The organism is Nocardioides marinisabuli (assembly GCF_013466785.1).
GTDB classification, from domain to species: Bacteria; Actinomycetota; Actinomycetes; order Propionibacteriales; family Nocardioidaceae; genus Nocardioides; species Nocardioides marinisabuli.
The window spans coordinates 1,699,581-1,714,289 of record NZ_CP059163.1 but is presented as its reverse complement, the minus strand read 5'-3'; the positions used below and the strand labels follow the sequence as shown (position 1 = coordinate 1,714,289).

Sequence of the window (14,709 nt, the reverse complement as noted above, 5' to 3'; positions counted from 1 at the left end):
TCACGACCTCCGGGCCAGCACCTGCGCCATCCAGTCCTGCGTCTCGGCCCGGTGCTCACTGCTCAGAGCGACCAGCCCTGGGCGATCCCCACGGTCGATCGCGTCGATGATCCGCGTGTGGTCGTCGATGACGCGGCGGTGGGCCGAGTCGGTCCGGATGTAGATGGATCGGTAGAACTCCGACAGGACCCACAACTGGTGCACCTGGCGGCGCACCATGCGTTGCGGCGAGCGATCGAAGATCGCGAAGTGGAACTGCTCGTTGGCCTCACGGTAGTCGCCGAACTCCGCCAACGGGTCGAGCTGCGCGAGCCGTTCGTTCAGACGACGCAGCTCGGCGACATCGATTGCCGAGAGGTCGACGGTCGCCAGCAACGCGTCCTCCAGGAGCCCGCGCATCAGGTAGATCTCGGCGAGGTCCTCCACCGTGGGCCGCACCACGGTGAAACCTGAGTTGGGTCGGGCCTCGACCAGGCCCTCGGAGCGCAACGAGGCGAGGGCCTCTCGGACCGGCACCCTGCTGACACCCAGCCGATCGGCGAGCTCGGCCTGGTTGACCTTCTCCCCCGGGAGCAACACGCCGGTGAGGATGAGCTGGCGGAGTCTGACCAGGCAGCTGTCGGCATGCGACGCGGACTGCGAGCCCATCGAACCGCCCCCCTCAGAGCACCGACGCGTCGCCGAGCAACACCGTCACCTGGCTGGACAGCATGCCACCGTTCCCGTGCGCGAGAGCGACGTGGCTGTCGGGCACCTGACGGTCCCCTGCCTGGCCGCGGATCTGACGGGTCGCCTCGATCAGGGTGAAGATGCCGTACATCCCGGGATGACAGTACGACAGCCCGCCGCCGTTGGTGTTGACGGGCAGGTGGCCGCCGGGGGCGATCCCCCCGTTGCTCACGAAGTCACCGCCCTCCCCCTTGGCGCAGAAGCCCAGGTCCTCCAGGAACAACAGCACGTTGATCGTGAAGGCGTCGTACAGCTGGACGACGTCGACGTCCGCCGGGCTCAGGCCGGCGAGGTCGAACGCGCGAGCCCCGGACTCCGCTGCTGCGGTCCGGGTCAGGTCGGGCATCTGCGAGATGCTCATGTGTGAGTGCGCTTCGGCGCCGCCCAGGTAGAAGACCGGTGGCCGGGGCAGGTCGCGAGCGCGCTCCGACGTCGTGATGACGACCGCGCCTCCGCCGTCTGTCACCAGGCAGCAGTCACGCACGGTCAGCGGCGACGACACCGTGCGCGCGCCAAGGACGTCGTCGATCGTCAGGTCTCCCTGCTCGAAGGCCACCGGATTGAGCTGGGCCCAGCGCCTCGCCGCGACGGCCACCTCCGCCAGCTGTTCTCGGGAGGTGCCGAACTCGTGCATGTGGCGCGCGGCAGCCAGCGCGTACGCGGACACGGGCAGGCGGGGGCCGAACGGGACCTCGTACGACGGGATCGCATTCTGACCGGACGAGACCAGGCCACCGGAGGCTGAGCGCTGGTTGCTGCCGTAGACGATGAGTGCGACCTCGCACATCCCTGTCTCGATCGCGGCTGCCGCGTGGCGGACGTGGGCCAGGAAGGAGCTGCCACCAGTCGCGGTGCTGTCACTGTGGCGGGGTCGGACGCCGAGCCGCTCACCCAGCACCACGGACGGCATCGGAAAGAAGGCCGAGTGGGTGAAGAGCCCGTCGACGTCCGCGATGCTCAGGCCGGCATCGTCGAGCGCGCGTCCAGCCGCCTGCTCGGCCAGGTCGAGAGCCGTGACGCCCGGCCCCACCTCGCCGAGATCGGACTCGGCGACGCCCACGATCGCGGTGTGGCCACGCAGCTGGCGCTCGTCCATCAGCGGTCTCCTCGATCGGGGACGAAGAGCGGCAGCACGTCCTCGCCAGCCGGCGTGAACCGGACGGACACACGATCGTCGATGCGAGTGGCCTCGGCGTCGACCCCCTCGATCCGTGACATCATCCGATACCCCTCGTCGAGGTCGATCAGCACGATGGCGTAGGGCGGTTTGTCGCGGGGGGACAGCGCCGTCGTGGAGTACACCGCACCTCTCCCGGCCGAGGCCCGCCACATGAGGGCGTCGGCCCCGCACCCGGAGCAGCGTCCGCGCGGCGGGAACACGACGCAGGCGCACGACCCGCAGGCCTGGAAGCCGAGGACGCCCTCGGCGAGGAGTGCGAGGTATGCCTCGTGTGGCCCGCTGACGTGCGCGGGGGCGTCGTGTGCGACACCTGGAAGATCTCGCGTCATCTGTACATCCTGTTCACCGACGTTGACGATGTATTCATTTAAGCATACGTTTCATCCACCCCACCTGGAGCAGACATGACGACAGACGACACCACATCCCGTGGGCCCCTAACAGGCATCCGGGTCCTCGACCTCACTCGGGTCGTGATGGGACCGCTGGCGACCCAGGTCCTCGCCGATCAGGGTGCCGACGTGATCCTCCTCGAGGCCCACGACGGTGACACCAACCGCGTGATGGGCCCTGGGCCGCACCCAGAGCTGTCGGGCATCGCCCTGAACCTGTTGCGTAACAAGCGTTCGATCTCGGTCGACCTGAAGTCCGCCGAGGGACGCCGGATCCTCGGGGACCTGGTGCGCGGGTGCGACGTCGTGGTGTCGACCATGCGGCCTCGCGCACTGGCCCGTCTCGGCCTGGACTTCGCATCGGTCAAGACGCTGCGTGACGACATCGTCTACTGTCAGGCGCAGGGCTTCGCGTTGGACAGCCCCCGCGCCGACGAACCCGCGTACGACGACATCATCCAAGCGGCCACCGGCGTCTCCGACATCGTCGAGCGCGTCACGGGCCAGCCCGGTCTGATGCCTACGATCTTCGCCGACAAGGTCTGCGGGCTGGTGATGGCACAGGCGATCACGGCCGCGTTGCTCGAGCGCGAGCGCACCGGCCGAGGCCGCCACGTCGAGGTTCCGATGACCCAGGCCATGAGCGCCTTCATGCTCGTCGAGCACGGCGCCGGCGCGATCAGCGAACCTCCGGCCCTCGCGCCGAACCGTGCCGCAACGGGGTACCCACGAGTGCTGTCTCCCGACCGGCGACCTCACCCGACGAGTGACGGCTGGGTCCACCTGCTGCCCTACCGCCCCGAGCACTATGCGGCGCTCTTCAGCGAAGCCGGCCTGCCAGGCGCGGCCGACGACCCCCGGTACGCCGACCTGCGCGCGACCATCGCCAACTCCGACTCCTTGTACCGCGACGTCCGACGCATCACGCCGACTCGCACTACCGGGGCCTGGCTCACCTATTGCCGCGGGGCAGGCATTCCAGCGACTGCCGTCGCCAGCCTGCAGGACCTGGTCGACCAGTTGCCGCTCGTCGACCACCCCCACGCCGGCCGGTACCGGGTCATCCCCCCGATGTCCCTGTTCCACGGCCTCGTCACGGGGACTCCCTCGCCGGCGCCCCTCGTCGGCGAGCACACCGGCGAGGTCCTGGCTGAGCTCGACGCGGACAACCTCACCGCCGCCACGGAGGCACCATGAATCTCGCACCCACGAAGCTCACCGACGAGGAGCGCAACCTCCAGACGGAGGTCCGCGCATTCCTCGACGAACGACTGCCTCCAGGCACCTACCCGCTCGGGCTGGGCATGGCTGGCGACGTCGACCCCGACTTCTCACGCGACCTCGCAGCCCAGGGCTGGGTCGGCATGGCGCTGCCGACCGAGTACGGCGGGGGCGGACGCACGGCAGTCGAACGCCAGATCGTGGTCGAGGAGCTGCTGACGCGCGGCGCACCCATCGGTTTCCACTGGACCGCCGACCGTCAGTCCGGTCTGAACATCCTGCACAACGGCACCGAGGAACAGCGCCGCGAGCTCCTGCCCGGGATCGCCCGCGGCGAGTACTCCTTCGCCATAGGCATGAGCGAGCCCGACGCCGGGTCCGATCTCGCGTCGCTGCGGTCGAAAGCCGTGCGCGAGGGCAACACCTGGCACGTCAACGGCACCAAGATCTGGACGTCCGGCGCCGCCACCGCCACCCACATCCTCGGCCTCTTCCGGACCTCGGACGACCGCCACGGCGGGATGACGCAGTTCATCATCCCGGCGGGCACCCCCGGCATGAGGATCTCGCCGATTCCGTTCATCGACGGCACCCAGCACTTCTGCGAGGTCGTGTTTGACGACCTGCAGCTCTCCGACGCAGCCCGGCTGGGCGAGGTCGGGGCAGGTTGGGGCCAGAACACCAGCGAGCTCGCCCTCGAGCGCGGCGGAGTCGATCGGTGGATGTCACTGATGCCGATCCTCGAGCGCTGGGCGACGACGGAGACGGTCCGCGACTCCGCGGCCGCTCAGATCGACCTGGGGCGGATCCTTGCTCGGCTGTGGGCCTACAGGGGCATGAGCCTGTCGATCGCCCGGCTCGTCGACGCGGGGCGTTTCCCCGTGGTTGAGGCCGCACTGGTCAAGGAGATGGCGACCCAGTTCGAGCAGGAGTCGCTTGCGCTCGTTCGGCGACACTACGGGCGCGCCCCCTCGCTGAACTCTGCCGACCCGTGGGAGGCGCTCCTGGCCCAGGCCATCCTGGTCGCTCCGTCGTGGACCCTCCGCGGAGGCACGACCGAGATCCTGCGTTCCGTCATCTCGAAAGGACTGGTGCAGCGATGAGCACCTCTGACCTGACCGCGGCTCTTGCGGACTTCTTCTCCGCGACCTGGCCGCCCGACGCCGCGGCCGGGGAGTGCGGCCCGTTGTCCGAGTCGCCGTGGAACTCCTTCAGGGGACTCGACCTGCACCTCGTCGGGATCGACGAGGCGGCCGGCGGCTCCGGTGGGACCTTCGCTGACCTGATGGCGCTCGCTGAGCTCGCGGGGTACCACGCGGTCGACGTGCCCGTCGTGGAGGCGACCACGGCCGCCTGGTTGCTCGAGCGGGCCGGTCTGCCCATCGACGGCGCCGCGAGCCACTCCATCCCGATCGGCCCGACGAACCTCGTCGTAGGCGACGACGGCACGGTCAGCGGCACACTGATCGACGTGCCGTGGGGGGCGAGCGTAGACCTGGTCGTCGCCGTCGACGACGACGGGCAGACGGTGCTGGTCGCGTCGTCCGACGCCACGACCCGGCCCGGGGTCGATCTCGCCGGCCAGCCCCGCGACACCCTCGTGCTCGAGGACGTCAGGCCCCGAGGCGTCGCGACCGGCGCGTCGGCCGAGCAGCTCCGCCACCGGGCCGCAGCCCTACGAATAGCCCAGACGGCCGGCGCCCTGCAGGCCACGGCCGACCTGACGCGACGATATGCCGGGGAGCGCGTGCAGTTCGGCAGGCCGATAGGCGCCTTTCAAGCCGTTCAGGCGCACGTGGTTCTGCTCGAGCAGATGGCCGTCATGACGACCGGTCTCGCCGACCGCCTCGCGATCGAGCCCGAGCTGCATCCGTTCGACGTCGTCGCCGCCCAGGTGGTCAGCGCGGAGAACGCGGTCGAGGCCTGCCGAGCCGCCCACCAGGCGCACGGCGCTATCGGCATGACACGCGAGTACCGACTCCACACGCTGACCCGGCGGCTGCACACGTGGAGCGGGGACTTCGGCGAGACCATCGACCTGTCGGCACGACTCGGGGCGACCGCCAGCCAGGCGCCGTCCTTCGCCCAGATGATCCTCGACGACACCCGACCGGAGCTGGCCTCATGACCGCGCTGCCCATCTTCGACGAGCTGCGGATCGATCACGACGGTCAGGTCGCGATACTCGAGATCGCTCGGCCCCCGGCCAACTACTTCGACCGTCCCCTCATCACGGCGATCGCCGACGCCCTCGACGCCCTGGCTGAGGACGGCACGACCCGCGCCGCTGTACTGGCCTCGGAAGGCAAGCACTTCTGCGCCGGCGCAAACTTCGGGGTGACCGCCCAGGGTGTCGACCGCGCGGCGGAGTCCCGACGCCTCTACGCCGAGGGCGCACGGCTGTTCAAGTCGCCCCTGCCTGTCGTCGCCGCCGTCCAGGGATCGGCGGTCGGCGGAGGACTCGGGCTGGCGTGTGCCGCCGACTTCAGGGTCGCATCGACGCACAGCCGTTTCCTGGCCAACTTCTCCACGCTCGGCTTTCACCAAGGCTTCGGCCTGTCGGTCAGCCTGCCGCGGATCATCGGCGCGCAGGCTGCCGCACTGATGCTGGTCGGCTCAGAGCGGATCGACGGTGGCCGCGCGCTCGAGCTCGGGTTGGCCGACCGGCTGACCGAGCCGGGCAAGGAACGAGACGGAGCGATCGCACTGGCCCAGGAGCTTGCCGCCCGTGCGCCGCTGGCCGTGCACTCGATCCGAGAGACGCTGCGCGGCGACTTCGCCGACCGGGTGGTCGAGGCTCTCGACCGCGAGGCGAGCGAGCAGGCACGTCTGTGGCAGTCAGCCGACAGCCGCGAAGGCATCGCGGCGAGCCTGGAGCGACGTGCACCGATCTTCACCGGTCGCTGACGAGTGGCCGGCGTCAGGGGAAGGCGAGCACCAGGAACTCACCGACCATGGCTGGCTTCTCCGAACCCTCAAGCTCGATGACCATCTCGAGCCGGTACTGGATACCGCCAGCTCGGGGCGTTGCCCCGGCGATGCGCCCGCTCATCCGGATCCTTGCGCCCTCGCGCACGGGGCTGATGAACCGCACCTTCTCCATGCCGTAGTTGACGCCACTGGTGCGGCCGGTGACGTGGAGGATCTCCGCCAGCAGCTGCGGAACCATGGCGAGGGTCAGGTAACCGTGCGCGACCGTCGCGCCGAACGGCCCCGACGCTGCCCTTTCCTCGTCCACGTGGATCCATTGGTGGTCGCCCGTCGCGTCTGCGAAGGCATTGATGCGCGACTGCTCCATCAGCAACCACCCGCTGGGACCGATCTCAGCGCCCACCGCTGAGGCCATGTCCGCGATATCGACGGTGAGGGGTGCCACTGGATCAGTATTTATAGTCATAGTTATTATTATCCTTACTGTATGCAGTTTCGTCCAGTATCCATCAACTCCACGCGGAGGCTCCCATGCAGAACGACGACCTGACCCGCCTCGACGACCGGCTCGCCCTCGTCACCGGAGCCGCAGCTGGTATCGGCGCCGGGGTGGCGGAGGCGCTCGCACGCAAGGGCGCACGTCTCCTGCTCGTCGACATCGACGCGGACGCTCTCGAGGCCGAGGTCGAGGCGATCCGCGCCGGTGGTCACGAGGCCACCGGGGTCGTAGCCGACGTCCGCGAGCGCTCGTCGATCGACGCACTCACCGCCGCGGCTGCCGCCCAGGGCATGGACACCGGGCTCGACATCCTGGTGAACAACGTCGGCGACCATCAACCCTGGGGCCCCTTCGCGGAGAGCAGCGAGGAAGACTGGAACGCCATCTACGCCGTCAACTTCGAGCACGTGCTGCGCGTGACGCGGACATTCCTCCCCGGCATGATCGAGCGGCGTTCAGGCTCGATCATCAACGTGTCCTCCGTCGAGGGCTTCCGCGGCGTCCCGCACTGTGCGGTGTACGCAGCGCACAAGGCCGCAGTCCTCAACTTCACCGCCGGCCTGTCGACCGAGGTGGGCCAGTTCGGCGTCCGGGTCAATGCGATCGCGCCCGACGTCACGGACACCCCTCAGTTCCCCCTGCACGATCTGATCGCACCGAAGTACCACGACCAGATCGGCAACTGGGTGCCCATGGGCAGGTTCGGAACGCCACGCGACCACGGCGATCTGGTCGCCTTCCTGGCCTCCGACGCCGCCCAGTGGATCACGGGTGAGTCCATCCGCGTGGATGGCGGCACGCTGGCCTCGTCGGGTTGGTTCCGGCGGGACGAACGGCGGTTCACGAACGTGCCGCGCGACTTCATCTGAGCAGGTCGAGCGCGGTCACTCCGGCCAGAGGATGCGGGCCTTCAATGCCTGCGGCGCCTGTTTGCCGATGAAGCGACGCCCGGCGTCGAGGTGGCGGTGCATCGACGACGCAGCACCCTCAGCATCTCCGGCCTCCAGACGGTCGACGACCTGCGAGTGGGCGTGGACCACCTCCTCGAGCTCCGGCCGGGCGTAGTGGACGCCGCTGGAGGCTCCGTCACCGATGAACTTCAGCGCGTCGATGATCGTGCTGATGATCGTGCTCTCGCCGGCCTTGGCGACTGCCGAGTGGAACCGGGCGTTCTGCAACCAGAACTCGGCCGGGTCGTCGTAGCTGCGCCGCATGATCTCGATGGAGTCCCGGAGCTCGGCGATCGCCTCGGGGGTGATTCGCTCGGCGGCCAGGCGAGCCATCATCGGCTCCAGGGCCAGCCGCGCGTCGGACACGTCCTGCAGGGTCAGCTGCTGGAACTGCAGCATGAGCGCGAGCTGCTCGGCGAACTCACCGGAGCTGGGGCGGCGGACCGTGGGCCCTCCGCCGGGGCCTGTGCGGATGACGACGAGTCCCCACACCTCGAGCAGGCGCAGCGCCTCGCGCAGGGTTGCGCGGCCCACCTGCAGCTGCGACAGCATCTCGCCCTCGTGCGGGAGGCGGGCGCCCTCCTCGATCTCCCCCTCGACGATGGACGTCGCCAGGTGGCGAGCGAGTCGTTCGGACGCCTTGGGGGTGCGCTGTCTGAACGCATTCATTTCGACGGGCTTCACTCGCACTATGATACGCAGGATTTTGCCCGATCGACATTCGGCCGAGCGTGCCTCTCCGACGATTCCGCAGCTCAGCCCGATCCCGCACCTGACGCGCGTCGCCATGACCATCCGCCGAGGATGTCCTCCAGGCCAGCCAGGAGCGCCAACGGCTGGTCGAGCATGATGTGGTGCCCGGCGTCGGCGATGGTGACGACCTCCACGCCACCAAGGCGGTCGGTCATCTGGTCGACAGCCTCTGACGCCAGGAGGCTCCGCTCGGCGAGCACGATGGCGACTGGGCACCTCGCAGTGCCCCAGAGGTCGGCCGGAAACGAGTCGTGGGTCGTCACCGCGTGGTCGAACCGCCAGGTCCAGCCATCGGCGGTCAGGTGGACCGAGCGCCCCGCCACGTGCCGCTCGATGTACTCCTGCCGCATGGGGTCCGCCGGGCGGGCGCGGAAGCGCCGCACGGCCGACTCGCGCGACGCGTGGTGGCGTCGCGTGGGCAGTTGCTCGAGCCGTGGGGGCACTCGACCCTCCAGCACCCAGTCCGGCAGATCGACGATGACCGCGCCGGCCAGGCGCGCCGCATGACGGAAGGCGGCCGTCAGGGCCACCACGCCGCCCATGCTGTGACCGATGACGACCGGCTGGTCCGAGCCCTCCGCCGAGGCCACCTCGACAACCTCGTCGGCCCAGGTGAGGAAGTCGTAGTCCACGCGAGAACCGCTCGAGCCGTGGCCCGAGAGGTCGAGGGCCGCCACGCGGCGCCCCTTCGCCAGGTGCGGACCAAGATGGTCCCACCACCCACCGTGCGCGGCCCCACCGTGGATCAGAACCACGACGGGCGCGCCTTCCGGCCCCCACACCCGGTACTCGACACGGACGCCGCAGACTTGGACGGCGCGGGTCACGCCGGGGTCTGCCAGAGCCTCGACGAACCAGGCTGGGGCGACCTCAGCCTCGGGACGCAAGCACGACATCGGCGATGGCCGCTCGGTGTTCGGCGTGGGTTCCACCCAAGAGCTCCAACGACTTGGCCCTCTTGAAGTGCAGGTGGGCCGAGTGCTCCCAGGTGAAGCCGATGCCACCATGCAGCTGGATCATGTCTGCTGCCGTCTCGAAGTACGACCTGGTCGCAAAGACCTTGATGACCGACGCGAGCAGGTCGAGGTCCTCGTCGCGGTCGACGAGCACCTTGCCGGCGTGACGGACGCCGGCCCGGGCGCCGTCCAGACGGACCTGCATCTCGGAGCAACGGTGCTTGACGGCCTGGAAGGACCCGACGGGTCGGCCAAACTGCTGGCGGACCTTCGCGTACTCGACCGTGTCGTCCACACAACGAGCGGCCCCGCCGACAGCCTCCGCCGAGAGCGCCAGCGACACGAGTGGCTTCAGTGCCAGGACGATCTCGGCCGCCTGGCCGTCACTGCCGACGAGCTGCGCGGGAGCCTCGTCGAGAATCAGCGTGGCCATGCGTCGGGTCGGGTCGAGGGTCTCCGTTGCGATGCGTTCGATGCCGCCGGTGCCAGTCAGCAGGAACAGCGACCGCCCCGCAGGCGTCGACGCCTCGACCAGCAAGTGATCGGCATCGGCGCCACCGATGACCCGCCGGGCCTCGCCACTGACGACCCACCCCTCGTCCGTCGACGTCGCCTCCGGCGCCGGGGCCCGGGAGCGGTCGCGACCGTTCTCGATGAGTGCGAGGGCTGCGGTCTCCTCGCCGGCGGCGATCCCCGGGAGGGTCTGCCCCGCGATCGCAGCGTCGCCGCTGAGCACGATCGCGTTGGCGGCCAGCACGACGGTGCTCAGGTAGGGACCGCCGTAGAGTGCGCGACCCATCTCCTCGGCGACGAGCAGCGCCTCGGCCGGCGCCCCTCCAGAACCGCCGTGCTCCTCGGGGATGTTCAGCCCCGCCACTCCGAGCTCGGCCGACAGACGTTGCCAGGTCGTGCGGTCGGGCGCCTCGGCAACCATGTCCGCTCGCACCTGGTCGTCGGTCCACTGCGTGCTGAAGAACTTGCGCAGGCTGCGCTGGTACGACACCTGGTCGTCGTCGAGCAAGGTTTCCATGGTTGCTGCCTTCTGTGCGTGCGTCGTCACTTGGGGAGACCCAGCAGCTTCTCGCCGATGATCGACTTCTGGATCTCGGAGGTGCCGGCGTAGATGGTCCCGGAGCGCGAGATCGCGAACGTGATGATCCACGAGGCGCTGGTGCTCGGAGCGCCGACGTCGTCGGTCTGGAACATGATCGTGTTCGTCGGGCGGCGACCCTCGGCAACGAGGCTCTCGCGGTCGAGCACGTCGAGCGCCAGCTCCGTCACGTCCTGGTGGTACTCGCTCCAGTAGAGCTTGTTGATCGCCGCGTCCGGCCCGGGCGGATTGCCGGCGAGGTAGCGGGCCAGCGAGTCGTTGCCGAGGAAACGCATGACCTCGTTGCCGATGTAGGCGTCGGCCAGCTTGTCGCGCATAGCCGGTTCGTCCACAGCACCGTTCTCGCGCGCCAGGTCGAAGAGACGCTCGAGCTCGGCGCGGAACATGATCGGCAGCGTCGCAGCCGATTCACCCCTCTCGAAGCCCAGCAGGGTCATCGCGACGCGCCACCCGTTGTCGACCTCGCCGAGCACGTTCTTCTTGGGGCACCGAGCGTCGGTGAAGTAGACCTCGTTGAAATCAGTCTCGCCGCCCATGTTGCGGATCGGCCGGACATCAACACCCTCTTGGTCCATCGGGACCAGGAGCATCGAGATGCCACCGTGCTTGGGGGCGTCGGGATTGGTGCGGACCAGCACGAAGATCCAGTTGGCCAGGTGTCCGCCGGACGTCCAGATCTTCTGTCCGTTGATGACCCACTCGTCGCCGTCGAGCACCGCCCGCGTCGACAGTGCAGCGAGGTCTGAGCCCGCGCCGGGCTCGGAGTAGCCCTGGCACCAGACGTCCTCGCCAGACAGGATCCGGGGCAGGAAGTGCTGCTTCTGCTCCTCGGTGCCCCAGTGCAGGATCGTGTTGCCGATCATCGTGATGCTGAAGAGATCGTTCATCGTGCCGGTCGGCACACCAACCTTGGCGAACTCTTCCGCCATGACGACCTGTTCGAGCTCGGTCAGTCCCGCGCCTCCGTATTCGATGGGCCACGACGTTGCCAGGAGGCCGCGCTCCGCCAGCACGCCACGCCATCGCTCGGCGAAGTCCCTCGCTTCGTCATGGTCGAGCCTGCCGACCCCTGCCCAGTCCTCCGGCAGCTCCTCGACGAGCATGGAACGCACGCGGAGCCTGAACGCGTCGGCCGGGTCGACGGACCCAACCAGGTCTTTCACACCGTCATTCATACCAATTATGATACTAGATCCAAGGAACCGCGTCACTCTCTCCGCCGGAGTGGCGCACCAGCGCTCCCAGGCAACAGAATCCTCGGCGGCCCGCACCCGACCTGATCGGAAGGCCCGCATGCGCGCACTCCAACTTCTCGCTCCTCACGTGCTTGAGCTCCGAGACGTCCCCCTACCCGAGATCGGGCCTGACGAGGTACTGGTGAAGGTGTCGGGCGCAGGCCTGTGCCACACCGACGTGTCGGTGCTCCACGGTCCCCAACGGCCCACTCCCGCTCTGACCCTCGGACACGAGACCGCCGGAACCATCGCAGCCATGGGGTCGGCTGTGACGGGCTGGTCCGAAGGAGACCCGGTCCTGGTGTGCCTGGTCTGGGCCTGCGGCACCTGCCGCGCTTGTCTCGACGGGAGGGACAACGTCTGTTCGACCTCCGCCACCGCGATCGGGACCCCGCCGTGCCCGGGCCTCGGCCCGGCCGGCGGGATGGCCGAGTACATGAAGGCGCCGGCCCGGCATCTCGAGCCTCTCGGGACACTCGATCCCGTGACAGCGGGGCCGCTCGCGGACGCCGGCCTGACACCGATGCACGCGATCAACGGCGCTCGCCACCGCCTCGGTGCACACTCGACTGCGCTCGTCCTGGGTGCTGGCGGACTCGGGCACATCGCAGTGCAGATTCTCAAGGCCACCACAGACGCGCGCATCGTTGCCGTCGATGTGAGTCGGGACAAGCTGGAGACCGCCACCTTGGCAGGTGCGGACGAAGTCCTGCTCAACGGCGCGGAGGTGGTGTCCGGAATCCGCGAGCTGACTGACGGGCACGGCGTCGACGCTGCCTTCGACTTCGTCGGAAGCCAAGCCACCTTGGATGTGGCCGCCCAATCCATGGCCTGCGACGGTGCGCTGCGACTGGTCGGAGCCGGTGGAGGCACCGTGACATACCCGTCGATCCCCCGCCCGCGATCACTTGCCTGGGGCGTGGACGTCAGACGTTCCTACACAGGGACTCGAGACGATCAGCGCCAGGTGCTGCACCTAGCTCAGATCGGCAGCATCGCGGTCGAGACCGTGCTGTACACCCTCGATGAAGGACCCGCCGCCTTCGCAGATCTGCTCAACGGCGACGTAACGGGCAGAGCCGTCCTGGTCCCGTGAGACCTCCAGCCCGAGGAAGCAAGCATCACATCGGCAACCGGAGCCCCGGGACTGCCTAGACGCGAGCAGACCATAAGTCGGGGGGCTCAGCGACTGCTGACGAGTCCTTGTGTCTCCAGGCTGCTGGGGCCTTGACGACGATCAGCCCCGGATCCGCCACGCCGCAGGTCAGGACCTGTCGGGTCTTGCGCGCCTGTAGGTGTCCTGGCTCAAAACGTCGAGAGAACGTGTCTCGGGTCGCCGGAATGGCGCCGAGGACAGGGCCCGCTGGGTGGTGGGCCTTGAGATGGTCCTCGGAGCCCTACGTGCCGCTGTTGGTGGCGGCGCGGTGTCCAGTATCCATGGTGCCGGCGAGCAGGGCCAAGGACTCCTCTGTGAGGTAGCGGCGGTCGCCTGAGATCCACTCGTCGTGCATGTCGCCCAGGATCGCGCCGACGAGGCGGAGGACCGCGGCGGCGTTGGGGAAGATCCCCACGACCCGGCTGCGGCGCTTGATCTTTTTGTTGATCCGCTCGAGTGGGTTGGTCGACCAGATCTTGCGCCAGTGGGCCTTGGGGTAGCCGGTGAAAGCGAGGACCTCGGACTTGCCTGCGTCCATCAGCGGCCCGACCTTCGGGAACGAGCCGGCGAGCTGGTCACGGACCTCGTCCCAGCCGTCGAGACGGCCTCGGGGTCGGGTTGAGCGAAGATCGTCCGGAACACCGCGGCGACCATGTCGGCGTGCGTCTTCGGGACGTGCGCGAGCAGGGAGGATCCCGCTGATGGCCGCCTACTTCACGCCACCACGCCGGTCCTTAAACCCCACCACTCCACGGGACTCTCCTCAATGACAGGCGGGTTCCCCCGAGGGCCTGAGGCTCCATCGCTGCAACGAGCCAACTCGGGCGCAGTGTCCTTACGGAGCCTGGAGCCGACGCAGGGAGCCCGGCCTCAACGGCTGCCGGTCCCGAGCGGTGCCTTCGACGTGCATGCAGCTCGGCCAGCCCGATCGGGATGAGGTGCCATGCCGGCCGCAGAAACGGGTGGGTACCGGAACCCCTGGAACACCATTGCGGCGCGATCGACCGCAGCACGAGCGAACTACCTCCGCGGGAGCCAGAGCCGATGGCCCATGAGACTCGCTCTTCCGGGCGACGGACCTGTGTCCCTAGCGTGTCCGTGCCCTGCGCAGAGCTACCGCGCCCTGCAAGCAAAACAACCGCTTCCCTGTCTCTCACCAGGTCAGCGGATGTTCGTGTCTTGCGCGCCTGTAGGGATTCGAACCCCAAACCTTCTGATCCGTAGTCAGATGCTCTATCCGTTGAGCTACAGGCGCCCGTCGCCCAGCGTGCCGAGCGACCTGAGAAGAGTAGCCGAGTCGCCCGGCGAGTTGAAATCGGGCCGTGCCCCACGACGTACGCCGGCCGGGCTGTGACCCGCGGCACACAGCGTTGAACGATCCAATATGCGGGGTTAAAGCGCGGCGGTACATTCGCCGAAGTCCCAGGCGGAGACCCTCATCGGCACCGCACCAGGACCCTACAAAAGTCGCCGGCAACGACGCCACGCGATCCACACCAGCTCCACGACACACCGTCGATACGCTCGACGGCCGGGGCGCCTGCCGACCCCGCTCCGCGAGGCCAGGTCCCCGCGAATGCGCGAGAGGTAAGGCAG

General features: G+C 68.6%; 14 protein-coding genes, 1 tRNA gene and 1 pseudogene. 6 read left to right on the top strand and 10 right to left on the bottom strand.

Annotation, left to right across the window (positions count from 1 at the left end; translation table 11 throughout):
• Genes H0S66_RS08275 through H0S66_RS08265 form a run of 3 tightly spaced genes read right to left on the bottom strand, consistent with a single transcriptional unit; the run spans nt 1 to nt 2,238 of the window.
• Nucleotides 1-648, bottom strand: a complete 648-nt coding sequence (locus H0S66_RS08275) for a GntR family transcriptional regulator (protein ID WP_179614966.1) — start codon at nt 646-648, stop codon at nt 1-3.
• Nucleotides 649-661: 13 nt separating this feature from the next.
• Nucleotides 662-1,825, bottom strand: a complete 1,164-nt coding sequence (locus tag H0S66_RS08270; RefSeq protein ID WP_179614965.1) for an acetyl-CoA acetyltransferase — start codon at nt 1,823-1,825, stop codon at nt 662-664.
• Entirely contained in the window at nt 1,825-2,238 is a 414-nt protein-coding gene (locus H0S66_RS08265; protein WP_179614964.1) for a Zn-ribbon domain-containing OB-fold protein, read from the bottom strand. The genes H0S66_RS08270 and H0S66_RS08265 overlap by 1 nt, the downstream gene beginning before the upstream one ends.
• A 75-nt stretch (nt 2,239-2,313) precedes the next feature.
• Between H0S66_RS08265 and H0S66_RS08260 the strand changes: the two genes are divergently transcribed.
• The 4 genes from H0S66_RS08260 to H0S66_RS08245 are packed head-to-tail and all read left to right on the top strand — an operon-like array spanning nt 2,314 to nt 6,429.
• A complete protein-coding gene (locus H0S66_RS08260; protein ID WP_179614963.1) occupies nt 2,314-3,498 on the top strand; it encodes a CaiB/BaiF CoA transferase family protein in 1,185 nt (394 codons plus the stop codon).
• Nucleotides 3,495-4,625 carry an acyl-CoA dehydrogenase family protein gene (locus H0S66_RS08255; protein WP_179614962.1) on the top strand — a complete coding sequence of 377 codons (1,131 nt, stop codon included), beginning with the start codon at nt 3,495-3,497 and terminating at the stop codon, nt 4,623-4,625. The genes H0S66_RS08260 and H0S66_RS08255 overlap by 4 nt, the downstream gene beginning before the upstream one ends.
• On the top strand, nt 4,622-5,650 hold the full coding sequence (locus tag H0S66_RS08250) for an acyl-CoA dehydrogenase family protein (protein ID WP_180923859.1): 1,029 nt from the start codon (nt 4,622-4,624) through the stop codon (nt 5,648-5,650). The genes H0S66_RS08255 and H0S66_RS08250 overlap by 4 nt, the downstream gene beginning before the upstream one ends.
• A complete protein-coding gene (locus H0S66_RS08245; RefSeq protein ID WP_179614960.1) occupies nt 5,647-6,429 on the top strand; it encodes an enoyl-CoA hydratase/isomerase family protein in 783 nt (260 codons plus the stop codon). Before H0S66_RS08250 ends, H0S66_RS08245 begins: the two co-directional genes overlap by 4 nt.
• Before the next feature lie 13 nt (nt 6,430-6,442).
• On the opposite strand, the gene H0S66_RS08240 is transcribed toward H0S66_RS08245, so the two are convergent.
• Nucleotides 6,443-6,898 (bottom strand): MaoC family dehydratase, encoded by a 456-nt coding sequence (locus tag H0S66_RS08240; RefSeq protein WP_276529364.1) that lies wholly within the window; start codon nt 6,896-6,898, stop codon nt 6,443-6,445.
• Nucleotides 6,899-6,984: 86 nt separating this feature from the next.
• Between H0S66_RS08240 and H0S66_RS08235 the strand changes: the two genes are divergently transcribed.
• Nucleotides 6,985-7,821 (top strand): SDR family NAD(P)-dependent oxidoreductase, encoded by an 837-nt coding sequence (locus tag H0S66_RS08235; protein WP_179614958.1) that lies wholly within the window; start codon nt 6,985-6,987, stop codon nt 7,819-7,821.
• Between the two features lie 15 nt (nt 7,822-7,836).
• On the opposite strand, the gene H0S66_RS08230 is transcribed toward H0S66_RS08235, so the two are convergent.
• From H0S66_RS08230 to H0S66_RS08215, 4 genes are all read right to left on the bottom strand, one after another.
• On the bottom strand, nt 7,837-8,586 hold the full coding sequence (locus H0S66_RS08230; RefSeq protein WP_180923857.1) for a FadR/GntR family transcriptional regulator: 750 nt from the start codon (nt 8,584-8,586) through the stop codon (nt 7,837-7,839).
• A gap of 71 nt (nt 8,587-8,657) precedes the next feature.
• Entirely contained in the window at nt 8,658-9,551 is an 894-nt protein-coding gene (locus tag H0S66_RS08225) for an alpha/beta fold hydrolase (RefSeq protein WP_179617267.1), read from the bottom strand.
• Nucleotides 9,526-10,641, bottom strand: coding sequence for an acyl-CoA dehydrogenase family protein (locus H0S66_RS08220; protein ID WP_179614956.1), 1,116 nt, complete (start codon nt 10,639-10,641; stop codon nt 9,526-9,528). Before H0S66_RS08220 ends, H0S66_RS08225 begins: the two co-directional genes overlap by 26 nt.
• 26 nt (nt 10,642-10,667) lie before the next feature.
• A complete protein-coding gene (locus tag H0S66_RS08215) occupies nt 10,668-11,897 on the bottom strand; it encodes an acyl-CoA dehydrogenase family protein (protein WP_179614955.1) in 1,230 nt (409 codons plus the stop codon).
• A 202-nt stretch (nt 11,898-12,099) separates the two neighbouring features.
• Here H0S66_RS08215 and H0S66_RS08210 point away from each other — a divergent pair, with 202 nt between their 5' ends.
• Nucleotides 12,100-13,053 carry an alcohol dehydrogenase catalytic domain-containing protein gene (locus H0S66_RS08210; RefSeq protein WP_218876255.1) on the top strand — a complete coding sequence of 318 codons (954 nt, stop codon included), beginning with the start codon at nt 12,100-12,102 and terminating at the stop codon, nt 13,051-13,053.
• Between the two features lie 301 nt (nt 13,054-13,354).
• Here the strand turns inward: H0S66_RS08210 and H0S66_RS08205 are convergent.
• A pseudogene (locus tag H0S66_RS08205) lies at nt 13,355-13,803 on the bottom strand (transposase); the annotation flags it as partial.
• Between the two features lie 492 nt (nt 13,804-14,295).
• A tRNA-Arg gene (locus H0S66_RS08200) sits at nt 14,296-14,368 on the bottom strand.
• Between the last annotated feature and the right edge of the window lie 341 nt (nt 14,369-14,709).